At 49.7% G+C, this 19,725-nt stretch carries 13 protein-coding genes; 11 read left to right on the plus strand and 2 right to left on the minus strand.

The genetic code is table 11. The features are described from left to right. Window positions 1-35: 35 nt before the first annotated feature. Window positions 36-1,307: an MFS transporter gene (locus tag NZD89_RS00555; RefSeq protein WP_268005939.1), complete on the minus strand. Its 1,272-nt coding sequence runs from the start codon at window positions 1,305-1,307 to the stop codon at window positions 36-38. A gap of 397 nt (window positions 1,308-1,704) precedes the next feature. Here NZD89_RS00555 and kynA point away from each other — a divergent pair, with 397 nt between their 5' ends. The 6 genes from kynA to NZD89_RS00585 all read left to right on the plus strand — a co-directional run bounded on the left by kynA (window position 1,705) and on the right by NZD89_RS00585 (window position 9,420). Further along, window positions 1,705-2,559 carry a tryptophan 2,3-dioxygenase gene (gene kynA / locus NZD89_RS00560; RefSeq protein WP_268005940.1) on the plus strand — a complete coding sequence of 285 codons (855 nt, stop codon included), beginning with the start codon at window positions 1,705-1,707 and terminating at the stop codon, window positions 2,557-2,559. A 76-nt stretch (window positions 2,560-2,635) separates the two neighbouring features. Next, window positions 2,636-3,916 carry a kynureninase gene (kynU, locus tag NZD89_RS00565; RefSeq protein ID WP_268005941.1) on the plus strand — a complete coding sequence of 427 codons (1,281 nt, stop codon included), beginning with the start codon at window positions 2,636-2,638 and terminating at the stop codon, window positions 3,914-3,916. Further along, the gene (gene kynB, locus NZD89_RS00570) at window positions 3,913-4,551 is read left to right on the plus strand and encodes an arylformamidase (protein ID WP_268005942.1); all 639 of its coding nucleotides are present in this window, start codon (window positions 3,913-3,915) and stop codon (window positions 4,549-4,551) included. The genes kynU and kynB overlap by 4 nt, the downstream gene beginning before the upstream one ends. 366 nt (window positions 4,552-4,917) lie before the next feature. Then, window positions 4,918-6,519 carry a PAS domain S-box protein gene (locus NZD89_RS00575; protein WP_268005943.1) on the plus strand — a complete coding sequence of 534 codons (1,602 nt, stop codon included), beginning with the start codon at window positions 4,918-4,920 and terminating at the stop codon, window positions 6,517-6,519. 340 nt (window positions 6,520-6,859) lie between these two features. Then, complete coding sequence (gene htpG, locus NZD89_RS00580; RefSeq protein WP_268005944.1) at window positions 6,860-8,740, plus strand: molecular chaperone HtpG; 1,881 nt, start codon at window positions 6,860-6,862, stop codon at window positions 8,738-8,740. A gap of 275 nt (window positions 8,741-9,015) precedes the next feature. Then, window positions 9,016-9,420: a hypothetical protein gene (locus NZD89_RS00585; protein WP_268005945.1), complete on the plus strand. Its 405-nt coding sequence runs from the start codon at window positions 9,016-9,018 to the stop codon at window positions 9,418-9,420. A gap of 179 nt (window positions 9,421-9,599) precedes the next feature. Here the strand turns inward: NZD89_RS00585 and NZD89_RS00590 are convergent, their stop codons facing one another. Beyond that, on the minus strand, window positions 9,600-12,428 hold the full coding sequence (locus NZD89_RS00590; protein ID WP_268005946.1) for a glycosyl hydrolase 53 family protein: 2,829 nt from the start codon (window positions 12,426-12,428) through the stop codon (window positions 9,600-9,602). 468 nt (window positions 12,429-12,896) lie between these two features. Here NZD89_RS00590 and NZD89_RS00595 point away from each other — a divergent pair, with 468 nt between their 5' ends. From NZD89_RS00595 to NZD89_RS00615, 5 genes are all read left to right on the plus strand, one after another. Continuing rightward, window positions 12,897-13,910, plus strand: coding sequence for a LacI family DNA-binding transcriptional regulator (locus NZD89_RS00595; protein ID WP_268005947.1), 1,014 nt, complete (start codon window positions 12,897-12,899; stop codon window positions 13,908-13,910). 517 nt (window positions 13,911-14,427) lie between these two features. Beyond that, a complete protein-coding gene (locus NZD89_RS00600) occupies window positions 14,428-15,684 on the plus strand; it encodes a sugar ABC transporter substrate-binding protein (RefSeq protein ID WP_268005948.1) in 1,257 nt (418 codons plus the stop codon). Between the two features lie 82 nt (window positions 15,685-15,766). Further along, window positions 15,767-16,732, plus strand: coding sequence for a carbohydrate ABC transporter permease (locus NZD89_RS00605; RefSeq protein WP_268005949.1), 966 nt, complete (start codon window positions 15,767-15,769; stop codon window positions 16,730-16,732). Window position 16,733: 1 nt separating this feature from the next. Then, window positions 16,734-17,579, plus strand: a complete 846-nt coding sequence (locus NZD89_RS00610; RefSeq protein ID WP_268005950.1) for a sugar ABC transporter permease — start codon at window positions 16,734-16,736, stop codon at window positions 17,577-17,579. Between the two features lie 39 nt (window positions 17,580-17,618). Further along, entirely contained in the window at window positions 17,619-19,697 is a 2,079-nt protein-coding gene (locus NZD89_RS00615; protein ID WP_268005951.1) for a beta-galactosidase, read from the plus strand. Window positions 19,698-19,725: the final 28 nt, after the last annotated feature.

Here is a 19,725-nt window from a genome sequence, read left to right on the forward strand (position 1 = left end):
GCTATGTTTACTGGCAAACGAGGAGCGTTCGTAGATTATCGTTGAATTTGCTCGATCCGCCCCATGACCACGGTGTAGAAAAAGATACCGACCACTAGCACACAAGCTGCTAGAATAAATGGTCCTGCGAACGAGTGGGATGCCTGTGCTACATAACCTGTTAAGATGGTTGAAACGATTCCGACGAAGCCATTGAGGAAATTCATAATACCGCCCACGATACCAACTGTTCCTTTCGGGGCGACAATGGAGGGTAAGCTCCATCCAATCGGAGCAAACATACTGAGGCCAGCAAGTGAGATGGTGATCCAGATAATCGCGATGATTGGGTTCTTCGTAAATCCGGCGAGTCCGACCGTGAGGCCTAGAATCATGCCAATGGCCATAAATGTCTTGCGGACCTTGCTTGCGTCACGCCCGCTGCGGATGACCTTATCCACCAGCCAACCACCAATGAACACGTCGGCTACGGACGCGACTATCCAAGGAACGACAGAATAGGCGCCAGTTTTCAGCAGCGACATGTGCATCTGTGTTTCGAGATAGCCTGGGATCCAGGAGGAAAGCAGCCCAAAGGCGTAACCATAGGCAGCAAAACCGAAGGTCAGCGCCAGTACCTTGCGTTGTGTGAGCAAAAATCCTAAGCTGCGAAGCACTCCATCTTCTGGAGCACCTGTTTCTTGCGCGCCACCTTCCTTAATATATTCAAGTTCCTCCTTCGTGATCTTCTTGTGCTCTTCGGGGTCCCGGTACCAAATCCACCACACGACGGCGAACACCAGGCTTAAAATGGCTGTAAACCAAAAACCGCCACGCCACCCCCACATGGTCATCGTCCATGCAACGAGCGGAATGCCGAGCACGTTAGAAATTTTCGCGGCACCATCAAACAGTGATGTCGCGAGACCTCGTTCACGAAGTGGAAACCAGTAACCCGTTGCCTTGGACGCGCCGGGGAACGCCGGACACTCCGCAATACCCAGCAACACGCGCGACAAAATGACGATACCCATGCCACCTGCTACGGCAGTGAGCATCGTCGCCAGACTCCACAATATAATGCCAATTCTATTCAGCCACTTTATCCCAATCCGATCCAGGATCGATCCGATTGGGATTTGCATGACTGTGTAAGACCATGAGAACGCGGATAGCAGTATTCCGACCCGGCCCAACGAAAGGTGAAATTGATTCATCATGGGGTGTGTAGCTACGCTGATGTTCACACGGTCAAAGTAATTTACGATCACACCGAGCCCAATTAGCCCCCCGATACTCCAGCGAACATTTCCGGCTTTCCCATTCATCTGGAATCCCTCCGCTGCACCTAATTGAAAGCCCTTTCAACTACCGTTCAAAAACATCGTATTCTCGGGGGGATCCGTTCATGATTGAAGGGACTTTGGAGTTTGGGGGACGATTCGAGTGGGCTGGGAACTGTTGTAATCCGTGTAAAGGGAAGCCTAAGAACGATTGTTGAGTAATCATCATCTATTGTGTATATTCACGTACGATATTAAAGTATGTTAAATATATTCTACACGTCTGCAAATCGGTTGGGATAAGACGGTGGATCGTAGAACTGCTGGTGTATGCGTTTTCAATTTAGGCCCAGTCCACGATTTAAAAGGCAGTACCTAATAAAAAACATCACATTTTGTTAGCCAGGTTTGGTCGGTTAGCTAACATGGGAGAGGGAAATCATTGTCAAATTCCGAAAGCAACAAACAGGAAGTAACTAAGCTAGAAAAACACATCCATACTGACTTCCAAAAGGACATGACATACAGTGATTATCTTCAACTAGATAAAATATTGAAGAGTCAGCACAGATTGTCAGATCATCACGATGAGATGTTATTTATCATTATTCACCAATCGAGCGAATTGTGGATGAAGTTAATTTTACATGAACTAAACGCTGCAATTGGTTGTATTCGTGATCACGATTTAGAACCAGCGTTCAAGATGTTGTCACGCGTCGCTCGGATTCAGCAACAATTAATTCAGTCATGGGATGTACTCTCGACGTTGACCCCGGCTGAATATATGGAATTCCGGAATAAATTAGGATATTCATCCGGTTTTCAGTCCTACCAAAATCGGTTGATTGAATTTGCGCTCGGATTTAAAACACCTCATATTTTGTCCGTTTACAAGCACCAACCTGAGCTGCATGAACAACTGCAACGTGCAATACATGAACCTAGTATTTATGATGTGGCGATTCGGGCCTTGGCAGCGCGAGGATTACCAATCGATGAAGCATGTCTAGATAGAGATTGGTCACAAGAATATCAGCCAAATGCTAGTGTTGAGGCAGCGTGGCTGACTGTCTACCGCGATGTAAATCAATATTGGGATCTCTACGAACTCGCTGAGAAACTTGTGGATATTGAGGGGCGCCAGCAACAGTGGCGTTATCATCACGTGCTCACAGTCGAACGGATCATCGGCCACAAACAGGGAACGGGTGGTTCATCCGGCGTGACTTATTTAAAACGAGTGTTAGACCACCGCTTTTTCCCTGAGTTATGGAGCTTACGAACGCAACTCTAGGATGTTCCGCAATGAGGGCGAAACTCCAGTCAAAATCCTTGAGTCAACGATACAAACTAGAAACGAGGCGATGTGAATGGCAACGTCAGATACGTCCCGGGCATACGCAGAATATCTCGACGAGGAAGATGTTCTTTCTTCCTTTAAGCAAGAATTTTACCTCAAAGAAGGTACCATCTATATGGATGGAAACTCGCTTGGTTTGCTGTCCAAGCGCTCGGAGCAGTCTCTTTTGGCTGTTTTAGATAGTTGGCGGACATTTGGCATCGACGGTTGGACGGAAGGGGAACATCCTTGGTTTAATTACTCTGAGAAACTTGGTGCGATGCTGGCACCACTCGTTGGTGCATCTGCTGAGGAAGTGATTGTAACGGGATCGACAACGACGAACCTTCATCAACTTGTGGCCACGTTCTACCGTCCCGAGGGAGCACGTACCAAAATTGTGGCGGATGAGCTGACGTTTCCGTCTGACATCTACGCTTTGCAAAGTCAAATCAGTCTTCATGGGCTAGATCCGCAGGAACACTTAATCCAGGTGAAAAGTCGGGACGGCAGGACAGTGAACGAAGAAGATATCATTGCTGCGATGAGCGATGAGGTTGCCTTGGTTTTACTCCCTTCAGTCTTGTATCGCAGTGGTCAATTGTTGGACATTCAGCGTTTGTCTGCAGCCGCACGGGAACGAAACATTCCGATTGGATTTGACTTGTGTCATTCGATTGGCGCAGTTCATCACGAGTTATCGCTGTGGGATGTCGATTTTGCCGTTTGGTGCAATTATAAATATTTGAATGCCGGCCCAGGCAGTGTCGCGGGCCTATTCGTCAACCGGAGACACTTTGGTCGGATTCCGGCCCTCGCTGGCTGGTTCAGTTCGAGAAAGGACGTCCAGTTTGATATGGATCACCAGCTTACACCGGCGGAACACGCGGGTGCGTATCAAATTGGAACGCCTCATATTCTGAGTGCTGCACCGCTGATGGGCTCGCTTTTGATGTTTGCTGAGGCCGGAATCGACAGGTTGCGTGCGAAATCGCTCCGGATGACGCAGTACATGATGGATTTGATTGAAAGCGAACTGTCGAGTATGGGATTTGTGATCGGTAATCCAATCGAGGACCATCGTCGCGGCGGCCACGTCTCTTTGATTCACGAGGAAGCAGTACGAATCTGCAAAGCTCTGAAGGACAACGGAGTTGTTCCTGATTTTCGTGCACCTGATGTCATTCGGCTTGCACCGATTCCTCTTTATACCTCATTCGAAGATATCTGGGACATGGTACAACGGTTGAAAACCATCATGATGGAGAAACAATACGAGCGCTACGAAAAGAAACGGGGTGTGGTGGCATGACGAGGTGGATCGACATCTCACAACGATTGGACAGTAAAGTCCCTACCTGGCCTGGAGATACCCAATTCTCGTATAGCTTGACTTGGACTAAGCAACTGAGCGGATCGGTCAATGTTGGTCAGATCACGATGAGCACGCACACAGGCACACATATTGATGCACCTTTCCATTTCGACCAGAAGGGCAAAAAGGTGCTGGAACTGGATGTGAACTTGTATGTTGGCCCTGCCCGAGTGATTCATCTTTCACAAATAGAGCAAGGTGAAATTGGAAGTATCGGAGTGGAAGCAATTGCTCAGATAGATTTGCAGGGAGTAACGCGCCTTCTCATTCGCACGGGAGCTTGGAAGGATCGTCGGATCTTCCCAGACAAGATTCCTGAAATTCGTCCAGAACTCGCCGAATATCTGGAAAATCGCGGTGTGCAGCTACTGGGTCTGGACCTCCCCTCGGTCGATCCGCTGGACAGCAAGGAGTTGCCCGCCCATCACGCACTTGCTCGACATAACATTCACATTCTGGAAGGGCTCGTGTTGGACGATGTTCCCGCTGGGGACTATGAGCTAGCCGCATTGCCTCTCCCGCTGGCAGATGCTGATGGCAGTCCTGTGCGGGCTGTTTTGAGGCCTTTGTAACATAGCCAATTGGGGACGAAACTTTGTCCCATGAGGGGGATGAGGAGACCGGACTTCTAGCATACCAAGCCGGCCAAGCGTGGACAGTCGACGACAGTCTGGTGGATTCCGGTGTAATATCGGTAAGACCACGGCGGGTGTTTCGGTGAATCCACGGCGGTGACATGTGCCAGACCTTCTTATCGATCAACGATAGGGAGGTTTTTTGCCGACGAACTTTTCAAAATATCTTGCCCCACTGGGTTACATTAGATCTAGTCGGTACTGGATTGGCACCGATATAATTGAAAACAAACATACAAAGGTTTGGTAAAGGGAATGTTTAAGTCGCTAAACTTGGCCTCCTTAAGGCGGCTATCTCCACGGATGGTCACTGTATACTTTGTAATTGCAAGTTTTATATGGAATTTTTTACTTGGTTTTATATTTAATCGATTCCACATCACTCCCACACCTCCATGGGCCAATTTCTTACGCTTCTCCGCATGGGTTGCACTTACGTCATGGGTGTTGTTTAAATTTGTTAAATATATCAAGAGAACCGAAGCGGTATATGCACATCTCATTGACGTGTCTCCACAGCCTATATTCGTCTATAGTGATGAAAAATGGGTGTACGCCAATCCAGCAGCATTAGAAATGTGTGGAGCCAAGACGATAGATGCGTTGCTTAATCGACCAATTTGGGAATTGGTGCATGAGGACTCGCGTGAAGACCTGTTGTCAACAGTGAAGCACATAGCGCAGAGCACTCGATTGACTGAAATTTTAGAAAGAAAGTATGTTCGTTTGGATCGGGAAATTATTTTCGCGGACATCCGTTGTATCCCATGCAGTTTTAAGGGAAAACGTGCTGTACAAGTGGTATGTAATGATGTCACAGCGAGGAAACAGGCTGAAGAAAAACTCAGGGAAACAAAAGAGTTATTCGAATCAATCTTTAATTATTCTACTGATGCCATGGCTGTATTTGATTTAAATGCAAAAATTATAAAGGTAAATCCCGGATTTGAGCGTATGTTCGGGTATAGCCAAGAGGAACTAGTCGGAACGCTGGCGCCTGTAAGCCCAGCAGATGATGTATCAACATCTATTCAATATTATGAATCCGTGAAATTAGGGATAGTTCCATATGTCGGATATCAGGGTAAGAAAGTTTGTAAGGATGGACAGACACTTACTACATTAGTCACCCTATCTCCAATAAAGGATAAGGATGGCCATATCATTGCAGTCTCAGGAATCTGTAAAGACATAACGGAGTTAAAAGCGGCTCAAGATTTACTCGTGAAATCTGAGAAACTGCTTGCTGTCGGTGAATTAGCTGCTGGCGTTGCCCATGAAATCCGGAATCCACTGACAGCAGTCAAAGGGTTTGTACAACTGCTTTCCTCGTCAACTTCTGAGAAACAGACCCTTTATCACGAGATAATAGAGAGTGAATTGGATAGAATCGAGAAAATTATAAGTGAAATGCTTCTTTTAGCGAAGCCCCAGCCAGTTCAATACCGGCCTGTGGATCTCAACGAAAATATCGCTGAAGTTGTACGATTACTTCGCGCACAGGCAAACATGCAAAATGTAAGCATTGTTACACGATGTGATGGAGACATTCCCAAAGTGATGGCTGTGGATAATCATTTAAAACAAGTGTTTATTAACATAGTCAAAAATGCAATTGAGGCGATGCCTCATGGTGGTGCGTTGACCGTTAGTTTGACCAACATAGAAAACACAGTATTTGTTAGATTTTCGGATGAAGGAGTAGGAATTACAGAAAAAATAAGGCATAAAATTGGTGATCCTTTTGTTACCACTAAAGAAAAGGGTACTGGCCTCGGGCTTTTGGTCAGCAAAAGGATCATTGCTAACCATAACGGTGCATTAGAGATTTCCAGCAATTCAGGTGAAGGTACAACTGTGACGATTTCACTGCCCGTAAGCTTTGAGGCTTCACCTCTGGATTGACGCGATATGATCTAGGTAATCGCTATTGGAGCGATTGGCGCTGGGGCAAGTATGGAAAGGTACAATTATATTGCCGTGGGTGAAACGGGATCGGTGCGCCTCCCTTCCTTCCGTGATACTCAGCCAAAAACCATAGTTCCTGAGGGCGTCCTAGTAGGACTCCTTTTTAGCATCTGGAGAAACCCCATCAGGACCCACACACCCCTATCACAACGAAATTGACGAGAACTCACTGATATGTAAAATGATCATTGTTGTTAGCACTCTGCAAACTCGAGTGCTAAATACCTGGTCGATGTACACGGATACACCACCTATGCCGTGAAAGGGGACATTTTCCATGGAGAAAACGCCATTCAAAGCGGAATCCAAGAGACTGCTGGAGATGATGATTCATTCCATCTACTCCAATCGTGAGATTTTCCTGAGGGAGTTAATTTCGAACGCCAGCGATGCCATTGACAAGCTCTACTACAAGGCACTGGGTGACGACAACTTATCGTTTGACAAGGGCGATTACTTTATCAAGGTAGCTCCCGATAAGGCAAGCAGAACGCTGACCATTACGGACACAGGTATTGGCATGACGCGGGATGAGTTGGAAAACAATTTGGGTGTGATCGCTCAAAGTGGATCCCTGGCCTTCAAGCGCGAAAACGAACTGGAAGATGGACATGGGATTATTGGTCAGTTCGGGGTTGGTTTTTATTCAGCGTTCATGGTGGCAGACGCGGTCACGGTCATTAGCAGAGCTTTTGGAAGCGAGACTGCGTTTAAGTGGGAATCGTCTGGGGTGGACGGATACACAATTGAGCCAACCCAGAAGGATACCGCCGGTACAGAGATTATCTTGAAGCTCAAAGAGAGTACGGAAGATGAGAATTACGACGATTACTTGGATGAGTATCGGTTGAGATCGATCATCAAGAAGTATTCGGACTTTATTCGTTATCCCATCAAAATGGACGTCACATTGCGAAGGCCGAAAGAAGGTAACGTTGGGGAATTCGAGGAGTATCGGGAAGAGCAAACCATCAACAGCATGGTTCCGATTTGGAGAAGGAATAAGAACGAACTCACCGATGAAGACTACGAGAATTTCTACATGGAGAAGCATTATGGGTTTGATAAGCCGCTGCAGCATCTCCACATCAGCGTAGATGGTGCGGTGAGATATAACGCAATTTTGTATATCCCTGAGAAGACACCGTTCAACTATTACAGCAAGGAATATGAAAAGGGACTGGAACTGTATTCGAACGGTGTCCTCATCATGGGCAAATGCCCGGACCTGCTTCCGGACTACTATAGCTTTGTGAAGGGTATCGTCGATTCGGAGGACTTGTCGCTGAACATCTCGCGTGAGATTTTGCAGCAGGATAAGCAAGTGAAACTTATCGCGAAGAACATCAAGAGCAAGATCACGAGTCAGTTGCAGCGACTTTTGAAAGACGATCGCGACAAGTATGAAGTGTTTTATAAAGCATTTGGTACCCAACTGAAGTATGGGGTCTATAGTGACTTCGGTGCGAACAAGGACGTGTTGCAGGACCTGTTGATGTTCTACTCGTCCAAGGAAAAGAAACTGGTCACTTTGGCTGAATACGTGTCGAGAATGCCTGAAGAGCAGAAGTACATTTACTATGCTACAGGGGAGACGTACGAGCGGATCGACAAGTTGCCGCAGACGGAACTGGTCGCTGATAAGGGTTACGAAATCCTTTACTTCACCGAAGACGTGGATGAGTTCGCCATCAAGGTGATGATGAGTTATCAGGATAAGGAATTTAAATCGGTATCCAGTGGTGATTTGGGGATAGAGACCGGGGACAATCCCGAGCAGACAGAAGCAGAGGCGAATGAGAACCGGGCTTTGTTTGATGAGATGAAGGAAATCCTAGGGGACAAAGTCAAGGATGTGAGGATTTCTAAACGGCTGAAAAACCATCCTGTATGCTTGACGGCGGATGGCGAAATTACCATTGAAATGGAAAAAGTCCTGAAGGCCATGCCGAACAACCAGAACATTAAAGCAGACAAGGTATTGGAAATTAACATCAACCACGATGTATTTCAGTCGCTGCGAACGGCCTTTGAAGATGACAAAGAGAAATTGCGTCTTTACACACATTTGCTCTACAATCAGGCGCTTTTGATTGAGGGATTGCCTGTCGAAGATCCGGTGGACTTCACGAATGACATTTGCAAAATCATGGTGTGACGGATTAAAAAAACGTACGTTCACCAAACCCGAACAAAAAGCACGACCTAGCACTCACTTTTCAAACCATCGAACATCGCGACAGATACCGCCGTTTATTCACTTCGGTCGGTACTGTCGCTTCTTTTCTGATAGAGGGCCGCTCAGATTGTTGCTATAGGCTTCCCCTTATGCCGGAAAACCAGCAGGACAGATATACACCCCTCCGATACATCCATGAACAGAGGGATTTCCTTGCAAAATGTCAAAATAGACAAATAGAGGGGGAATGAGCGTTGGCATTAAGCAAGTTGTTTTATGCATGCTCGGTACTGTTAGTTGTTTACGTTGGTCTGTCCAGCACTTTTATCATGAACGCGTATCTCATGCTTGCACAATGGCTAGTTATCTTACTCATCATGAACATTTGGGGAACTGTCGTGAAGCGTTCCGTTCATTACGGCACATGGTTTGCTATATGCGGCTGGTTTGTAGCGTTAATCATCCAACAGTTTACTGTGTTTGTAATGCAATGCGAAAAGGGAGGAGCACTAGGCGACTTCTACTCAGCGATCAACTATTTAGAACATGACTTACATCAAACGTTCATTGGAATTCTTATGATTGTTCCTGCCATTCCGACTGGATACGTTTGCAGTTGGATTACCAAAAAAGCAATGTACCGCACGATAGTTGGTTAAGAGGCGGCCTTCTTTTATACCTCTTAAGACCCGCAAATGCCGAGCAGCATAGGGCGCTCCTATTCACTGGAAATGGCCATAGGGACGCCCGAATCTGTCATCTGCTCGTATCTACAGACTCAAGCACCCCTTCTGGCCCACGACCCCATGTGGCCCATTCCTTGGCCGTTACAGAGAGATCACCCTTCTAACCTCTCCAGCGGCAGGATACCCGTTCGTACAAGTTTTACGTCATCGAGGTAGCCCCAATAGTTTGGGCTGCCCGTGGCCGTGAAAGAAATCGTACATGTTCCATCCGTGACGTAAATGTCGTTCACGTCAAACTCGTTCCATTGATTCCAACCGTTCGCTGCGACGCCTTCGTTGATGACATTTGTCGAGCGTTTCCCGATTGGCGTTTGCGCGGAGAGCGTCAGCGTGGCTAGAGATGGATCGTTCGTCGCCATCCCGTCGGAGTTGAGTAACATGTTGTTTGCGCCCGCGGACTCGGCAGATAACGTGTATACGCCGTTTTCTAATCCGGTGACCTTTTGCGACAACGTAAACGAATAACTCTTCGACGACCAGTATTTGAACTGACCGGAGCCCTCATAGACCACACCGGGTGTCGAATCCTGCGTCGCGTCAAACGCGTACGTCGAATTGTCCGTGCCTTCGGTTACGCCGGAGAGCGTCCAAGGGGAGAGGGATCCCTGTTGATTGAAACCGCCATTTTGAATCGCCGAATTGGATGTCGCGTCGTTGGTTGTCAAATCGTACGTGGTTACAGTACTTTGCGAATATCCTGGCGCTACCGCGTAGACCTTCAGCTCTGTGTTGGCACCGATTTGGACCCGCCCGGTGTAGACGTTCGTCACGCTGGAGGAGGTTGTATCCCCCGGCTCACTTCCGTCCGTTGTGTAGTAAATCGTGGCACCAGGTGTCGGGCTCGACAGTGTGATGTACGGCGTATTTGCGGGTACCGTTGCGTCACTTTGCAGCGCCGTGCCATCCGGTGCATACGCCGTGACGGCTTGGGTTTGCGTAGCGGTAGACGATACGGGCGGCAATCCAAAATACAAGTCATCGACATCTCCCCAATCGCCCGGTGCGCCATTGAAATTCACACCAATCGTGCACTGTCCCGAGGTGACCGTCACCTGGACCCTGTACTGTTTCCAGACGTTCCAGCCGGACGGCGTAAAATTCTGCTGTACCGTTGCGCTTGGGTCTGTCGCGTCATACCCAGAGGCATACAAGAAAGGTACGGCGGAGCCGCTCGCAGAACCCTCGCCCCAGACAGAGAGTGTATAGGTGCCGTCCGGAAGACCTGTAATCGTTTGGGACACGGTGTCGTTACTGAATGCATCTGCGCTCCAGTAGTGGATGTCGGATGTTCCGGTGTGTGGCGTGATGTTGCCTCCTGTGGCCGGTGCCGCGACGGAAGCATCTGAACTCGTCCATCCGTCGGCTCCATTCTCGAACCCTGGATTCGTTACCAAATTTTTTGGTTGATCCGGCTGCACTGTGACAATGGCACTCGCTGCCTTCGGGTCGCCAAGAATCGTGCCGTATACCGTGTAGACCCCCGGCTTGGACAAATCGGCGGTAGACGTATCCCAACTGCTTACAGCCGTCTGCTTGTAATAGCCGTCGCTATATTGACCTTCCACGGTGGATGGCAGGGTCAGCGTTCCGCCTACCGAGGTGGATACGGTGACGGGATCGGCAGATACAAAGTTGGATGGCGGCGTAGTGTTCGACGTCCGAACCAAGTTGAACACGTTCATCGAGGGAAGTGCGTGACCGTTGAAATCAAAGAGTGCCTGGTTCTCCCAACTGCTGCCTTGTCCCGCTGTCCAACCCGTTGCGTCGCCAGGGAGCCAATCAGACCCCCAGTAGAACATGCCCAGCCCCATGTCGTTTGGCACATTTGCCACATTGTTGATCACGTCGCGAATCTCTTCCGCCTGCCCTTGGGGAGTGGGCGTGTAGCCTGCGGTGTAGGCGGCATTTTGATCGAAGGTGTTGATGGTGTTGTCACCTTGCGCCAACGTCCAGCCTTCCGATGTCTCTGCCACGATGACTGGCTTATGGTACATACTCGCGAGTGTGTCCAGGATGTTCGAGTCTTGCGCCATGGTTCCGTGATAATACGGGTAATACGAGATTCCGATGACGTCGAAGTCGACCGCCGTACTGCCAGTCGTCCACGTATTCAAGTCACTCGTGAACGTACCGACGCTGCCACTGGAGTCTCCCGCGAGGTGAAGCACAATCTTGATTTTGCGGTTGGGATCGTTGGCGTTTGGGTCAGCGGCGCGAACGGCAGATGCGGCCTTCTGTAACAACGGAGCGGCCGCAGTTGCGGATTCCCCGTCGGGCCACAAAATACCGTTGTTAATCTCGTTTCCGATTTGAACCATGTTGGGCAGTACACCTTGCGCGTTCATGGTTTTCAACGTGTTGTAGGTAAAATTGTAAATGTCATTTTGGAGTGCTGTACCGTGATCGTTGGCCCATGCTTTCGGTTTGTTCTGTTCGCCTGGGTCGGCCCAGAAGTCGCTGTATTGAAAGTCGAGGAGGACTTTCATACCCAGTGCCTTGGCCTGTTTGGCAATCGAAATATCTGCCGCAAGGTCGTCATTTCCTCCGCCAAGTGGCTGACCGAGCGCATTGGTGGGGTCGTTCCACAGGCGGAGGCGGATGTAGTTGACACCGTGGTTCTTGAGAATTTGCAGGCAGTTTTCTTGAAGTCCATCGCTGTCGTAAAACTTCTTATTCGCTTGCTCGAGGGCATAGAGTTCAGAGACGTCTGCGCCCATGATAAAGTCACTTCTCTGCCCATTTTGTAACGCGGGTACGGGCGCTACGGAAACCGAATTTGGGTTTGTTGTGTTCGTCGCTGCGCCGCGCCCCGGATTTGAAACGTCCGCGTAGGACGTCAGTGGACACGCCGTCATGAGGAAGGCGACCGACAATGTGGTCGCGATGGTTGCCCTGATCGACATCTTCATCCGTCTAGGCATCGAATTCTCTCCTGTCTGTTTGAATAGAACTGCACATCGATGCGCAATGCTGTAAAATTGTGCGTTAGATCATGCCAGGTGAAGATAAAGCGCTTTCACTTACCTTCAGATAAAACGATCCGCCACCTCCACGTCAGGATGTCTCTCACAAAAATTCGCTTGCCTTCTCGTGTGAAATCGAGGCCACATGCTTCAAAATCAAAATCATTATATGGATGGGCCGCGGACCGGTCAACTAAATTTTCCGACGGATGATAGAAAGAAGAGCCTGTGATGGCTGTCTGAAAGATTCCCATCTGCCGTCGTAAGTCAAGTCATCTGCTTGCGGAAATGCCTAGTTGCACGTAAAATTTAACTTTGAACTCCGCCCCAATTCTCAAGCGCCAATCGAACGAGGTAAATGAGACAATGAATGCGTTTGCTTAGAACGGTGTGAGGGAAGAGAGCTGGTTCAAGGAGGGACCCCTTTTGGCTACTAGTCGTGATGTCGCAAAACTAGCGGGGGTATCGCCCGCAACGGTTTCCCGCGTGTTGAATAACAGTGGGTATGTCGCTGCGGATGTGCGGGAGCGGGTCAACCAGGCCATCCGCGACTTGAACTATGTGCCGAACCGGCTTGCTCAAGGCTTGCGAAAACAACACTATGGGCAAATTGCGTGCGTGATGCCGTCGATTCGAAACCCTTTCTATCACGAGATCGTCATGGGGATAGAGGAGTCAGGTCTGACTAAGGGGTACACGTTTTCACTGTTCAATCGCGTTTCGAAGAAAGAGGATTATCTAAAAGTGATCCTCGAGGGCTTTTATGATGGGATTATCTTTCTTTCGCCGTTTGAAGTTGAGAAAGTCTACGACATCGCGGAAATCGCCAAGGAGATCCCAACCGTCGTGTACTCGGATAGGGGCCATGCGTTTGGCGTGCCACACGTGTATGTGGATTTAAGGGCCGCCATGAGAACGAATGTCACCCAGTTGATTGAGGAAGGGCACGAACAGATTCTGTTTCTCGGTTACGAGTTTACCGAGGAATCCGAAAACCCCAGATTTCAAGGGTATCTGGATGCCATGACGGCGCATAGGTTAAAGGTGCCAAGCGGTCTTTTGCAGTTTATCCCCGACTTTACGGACACATTGTCCATGGGGTACGAATCCACGTCTCGCGTGTTGAGAGCGGGATGCCCCTTTACTGCCATCGCGGCCTCCAATGACCTTCTCGCCATTGGTGCCATGCGCGCGGTGAAGGACAGTGGGCTGGTTGTTCCAGAGGATATTAGTGTCACGGGGGTAGACGATATTGAAATGGCCAGGGCCATCACTCCCACACTCACCACGACAAGGATACCAAAGCACAAAATTGGTCGCATCTTGATGGATTTATTACTCGCGCAGATCGAAGAAAACGACCTCGAGGAGAAAGTCATCGAGGTGTCCACGGAGATCATTCACCGGGAGTCGACGCGGGGATGGCGTTCAAATCGTTGAATGCTGAACCGAGTTAACATATCCATCAAATATTGGTGATTGACACGGTATCGAACCGAGTTCTATTATTAAATCGCTTACATTTCGACTTTTTCGACAAGGTTGGCGAACGCGATTTCTGGTTAGCCTCGTTCCTGTGTGGAATACGGCCTTTTTGACAGACAAATATGGCCTCGATTTCACACGTAATATGGTCTCGATTTCACACTGGAATGAAAGGCGTATCTCGTGTTTTCTGAGCTGTGGTTGAGATTCTGCTCTACCGTTTAGGTGTGAATTTTGGTTTTTCGATTTGAAACGGTCGCTATTCGTTTGTGAAATCGAGACCACATTCATCGACCAGAGCGAGCGCAGACCCGTTGACCGCGCGATTGGGGAGAGCCTGAGTGCCATCATGGTTCGGGAACGGAGGGCGGCAACCAAACGGAAAAACGCGAAATGACTTTCTACGTGGGCACGCTCGCAGTACAAATTCAGCGCTAGTTTCGATACCAAATGAAAGAGGGGCAAATGAAAAATGGAGAAACGAAATGTCAAACTGCTTGCGCTAGGAGTTCTATCCCTTGCGGGACTTTTGTCAGGTTGCGGTGCCAGCACTTCCGGAAGCGGCAGCTCGGGCGCTGGGGACCAGACTTCGACAAGTATTCCGAAAGGCATCACGCTTCATGTTCTCTCCTATTGGCAACCAGAAGAGATGACCGTGATCAAACAGCTCGCTGCAAAGTGGGGCAAAGAGCACGGGGATACGGTTGTCGTGGAACAGAACTCGGCCACTGGCAGTGACAAGTTCTCCAACTGGGCTCAGGAAGTTCGCGCGGGTACCGGCCCGGACGTCGCCATCGCGATGCCGTCCGATAACTTGGGCACATTTTACCAAGAAGGGCTGCTCGCACCGGCCACATTGATGAACCCCTCCGATTACCCCTCCCAGGTCGCTGAAGGTGTAAAAATGGGTGGGAATTATTACGCATACCCTGTCGCTGCGCAGAGTGTAGCGCTCATGTACAACAAGAAGGAAATTTCGACGCCGCCTACCACTTGGAATGAGTTTGTGAAAGATGCAAACAAGTACGGCTTTAACATGGCTCAGGAGCAATTCTATTACGATTACGTCTTCCTCGGCGGTATGGGTGGCTACATTTTCAAGGACAACAACGGCACGCTTGACCCGAACGACATCGGTCTAGCGAACTCAGGTGCAGTCGCTGGGTTCCAGCTCTTGCAAGACATGGACCAGAAGTACCACTGGATGAATCCGAGTGTGGATCAAAGCGTTGCAACGAGTCAGTTTGACAACGGAAAAGTAGGCATGTTCATCAGTGGTCCGTGGGACGTTGCCGCAGCGCAAAAGGCGGGGATTCAAGTGGGGGTTGCACCAATTCCAACACTTCCGAACGGCAAGCCTGGCACTCCGCTCATCAGTAACTTGACGGCGATTGTGAGCGACAAGTCAAAGAACATGGCCGCAGCACAGTCGTTAGCTCAATACCTGACGAACTCTGCCGCAGAATTGCAGTACTTCAAGGCGGATGCAGACCTGCCAGCCCTCAGCAGCCTGCAGACCAACTCGACCATCACGAGCGATCCGATTGCGAAGGGTTTTGTCGATCAGCTCAATACAGCCGTCGCGACCCCAAATATCGCTCAAATGCAAGCGGTGTACAGCGCTCAATCCGTCATTCCATCGATTCTCAGTGGCAAGTTGTCCGCTGCTGAAGGGGCAAAACAGTACGTGAATAATACGAAGTCGGCCATCAGTGTTCAACAAGGATAATTCTTTTCAAGTGGATGGTGTTCGGACGGGTGATAAGCATTCACCCGTCCGTTCCCTCTACTCAGGGAACGGGGGGGTTCACATGAGTGCAGTCACGTCGGTCGGCAGAAAACAGAGCGATACCCGGGCAAAGCGGAAACACAAGATCCAGTGGAGCGCATATGGGTACATTTCTCCTGCGATCCTGACGATGTGTGTGTTGAGCTTTTTGCCGATGTTTTTTACCATCTACATCTCGTTTACAAACTGGAGTCAAATGCACTTTATGAACTACCGGTTCGTGGGGTGGAAAAACTATATCGAGCTATTTTCGAAGAATAATCCACTTTCCATAGCGTTTCTTCCGACGCTGGTGTGGACTTTAGTCTTCACCTTTGTATCCACGACCCTAAATTACTTTGTTGGCTTGATCCTCGCCATCTTGGTCAATGACAAGGCTCTTAAAGAGGCCCGTATATATCGGACCTTGTTGATCATTCCGTGGGCGATTCCGGCTCTGATCTCGACCTTGTCGTGGCAGGGCTTGATGAACCAAAACTATGGTCAAATCAACGCCCTTCTGCACTTGTTTCACATCCCGGCGATACCGTGGCTCGTTGCCCCTGGATGGGCGAGGGTCAGTATTATCCTCGTGAATTTGTGGTTGTCGTTTCCGTACTTCATGACGGTTTCCCTCGGTGCACTGCAATCCATTCCGACCGAGCAGTATGAATCGGCCGCAATCGATGGTACGAACGCTTTTCAACGGTTTTCTTTCATCACGTTTCCGAATGTCTGGCGCGTAAGTTTGCCTCTTTTGATTCCTGCATATGCGGCTACATTCAATAACTTCAACATTATCTTCTTGCTCACCGGCGGTGGCCCAGCGCGTGCAACCACGCAGTTTGCAGGGTATACAGATATTCTGGCATCGTCGTCTTACAAAATTGCACTGCAATTCAATCGCTATGATTTGAGTGCGACCCTTTCGGTGGTGTTGTTCGTGATGATCGGTGTCATCAGCATCATTAATATGCGCTTTACGAACGCGTTTAAGGGGGAGGATTGACGTGAAACAAGGAGCTGTGAATTTGCGATCGCACGACCGGTTTCGAGCGTGGATCATCCGCATCATCCTGTGGGTGGTTCTCATCGTCACGCTGGCCCCTTTGTTGTACGTCGTCACTGCGTCGTTTAGTTCGACGGACGCGCTTTCCTCCGCGTCGCTCATTCCTGTCCACGCAACGTTATCGAATTACGTAAATGTCTTCTCGTCTGGATTTTTGCGGTGGGCGTGGAACAGCACAGAAGTGGCATTAGTCGTCTCTGCTGCTCAGCTGCTGATTACGAGTACGGCGGCTTACGCATACTCTCGCCTGCACTTTCTGGGGCGGAAATACGGACTGATGGTCTTACTTTTATTGCAGATGTTTCCGAACTCGATGGCGGTCGGCGCCATTTATGCGGTGTTGTCTCAGTGGAATCTCCTGGATCGCCTTTGGATTTACATGCTGCTCTTGATTGGCGGTAGTGCCTTCAATATCTGGTTGATGAAAGGGTTTTACGACACCATTCCCATCGAGCTGGATGAAGCGGCGCGCGTCGATGGGGCAGGTCACTTTCGGATTTTCATCAGTGTCATATTGCCACTCGCTAGACCGATGATGGCCGTCGTTTTCTTTCTATCGATGATTGGTTACTACAGTGAGTACATTCTCGCAGGCACTGTGCTGCAGTCTCCGCAAAATTACACACTGGGGCTCGGGATGTACAACTTGATCAATACACAGTTCGCCCAAAACTGGGGACTGTTCTCTGCTGCTTCTCTGTTGTCGGCAATTCCTTTGGCCGTCGCGTTTGGCTTCCTCAACCCACTGATGGCTAAGGGACTGACTGCAGGTGCTACGAAGGGTTAAGAGAGACTAGATAGACATCACAGAAAAGGTGAGAGAGACATGCGTTCAACATACCCACACATTCACCCCAAGATTTCGGGCTTTCTCCACGGAGGAGATTATAATCCCGAGCAGTGGCTCGATAGTCCAGAGGTTCTGGCGGAAGATATTCGTTTAATGAAACTCGCCCATTGCAACGTGATGTCCGTTGGGATATTTGCTTGGTCGGCGCTCGAGCCTGAAGAGGGCGTTTATACATTTGAGTGGCTGGATGAAGTGCTCGATACCCTCGCAAAGAATGAAATTTACGTTTTTTTAGCGACGCCGAGTGGGGCTAGGCCAGCCTGGATGGCACAGAAGTATCCCGAGGTCTTACGCGTGGGCGCCAATCGAGTGCGGAACTTGTTTGGTTTGAGGCATAATCACTGTATGACATCGCCCGTCTACCGGCAAAAGGTTCAGCAGATCAACACTCGACTCGCGAAGCGTTATGCGCATCACCCAGCGGTTATCGGTTGGCATGTATCCAACGAATACGGTGGGGATTGTCACTGTGACTTGTGCCAGGAGTCCTTCCGGGGATGGTTGAAGGAAAAGTACGGATCTCTTGAAAACTTGAATCAGGCTTGGTGGTCGCCATTTTGGAGCCATACTATGACTCGCTGGTCGCAGATTGAGTCGCCTGCACCCCATGGAGAATCGATGGTCCACGGGTTGAATCTCGATTGGAAACGGTTCACGACCGACAATACGCTAGATTTTATGCGCAATGAAATCGCCCCCCTGCGTGCTGTCAATGCAAACTTGCAAGTGACAACCAACTTCATGGAAGCTTACGACGGTTTGAACTATTGGAAGTTCGTAGACCATCTCGACCTGATCTGCTGGGACTCCTACCCCACTTGGCACGACCAGGCAGACGAAACCGAGCAGGCTGCCTGGGTGTCGATGATTCACGACATCAAGCGGTCCATGAAAGGTGGAAAGCCGTTTGTTCTGATGGAGAGCACGCCGTCCGCGACCAACTGGCAACCCATCAGCAAACTGAAGCGGCCCGGTATGCACCTGCTCAGCGCGCTGCAGGCGGTCGCCCATGGTGCCGATAGCGTGCAGTACTTCCAATGGCGAAAAAGTCGAGGGTCGAGTGAAAAGTTCCACGGTGCTGTAGTCGATCACGTTGGCCACGAACACACACGCGTCTTCCGAGATGTCGCACAGGTCGGCGAGGTGCTCGAACAGCTTTCGGACGTTGTCGGGAAGACGATTCGGCCAGAAGTCGCGGTTATCTTTGACTGGGAAAACCGTTGGGCGATTCGAGATGCCCAAGGTCCGCGCAATGCCGGAATGCATTACGAGGAAACGGTGCGCGAGTTTTACCAGGGGCTGTGGGAGAATGGCGTTCCTGCTGACGTCATCAACATGGAAGCGGACTTCTCTCAGTACAAACTCTTGCTTGCGCCGATGCTGTACATGGTCCTTCCTGGTGTGGGTGAACGCATCGCAGCGTTCGTAAAGGCGGGCGGCACGTTTGTATCCACCTGCTGGTCCGGGATTGTCAACGAGACGGATCTGACTTTTCTCGGTGGGTTCCCTGGGCCTCTCCGGGAAACTCTAGGTATCTGGTCAGAGGAGATAGATGCCCTGTACGACCACGACAGCAATTGCGTTGAAGTGGTAGAGGGGAATGAACTCGGCATGTCCGGATCTTACACTGCCTATGAATTGTGTGACCTCATCCACACGGAAACGGCAGAGGTACTGGCCCGCTATGGGGAAGATTTCTACCAGGGGCGACCGGCACTGACGGCAAATCGGTTCGGCGAAGGCGTCGCGTACTATGTCGCATCGAGAAACAAGGCTCCATTCCACAAGCAGTTCGTCGCGAAGTTGATTCAACGGCATAACCTCACTAAGGCCTTGGACGTGGATTTGCCACACGGGGTCACGGTGCAACTGCGAACGGATGGCGAAACGGATCACCTTTTCGTGATGAATTTCTCCACCGAGAACCAGCAAGTCTCCCTAGCAAATGAAGTGCTAGAGGACGCACTAACGAAAACAAATGTATCCGGCTCCATAGACATCGCTCCGTATGGCGTGCGGGTGCTCACACGGCCGGCTGCCGGAAAGTTTGTGTGAGATATCGCACACTGTACCACGTGCAATC

Origin of the sequence: Alicyclobacillus fastidiosus (assembly GCF_026651875.1) — a bacterium.
Taxonomy (GTDB): domain Bacteria; phylum Bacillota; class Bacilli; order Alicyclobacillales; family Alicyclobacillaceae; genus Alicyclobacillus; species Alicyclobacillus fastidiosus.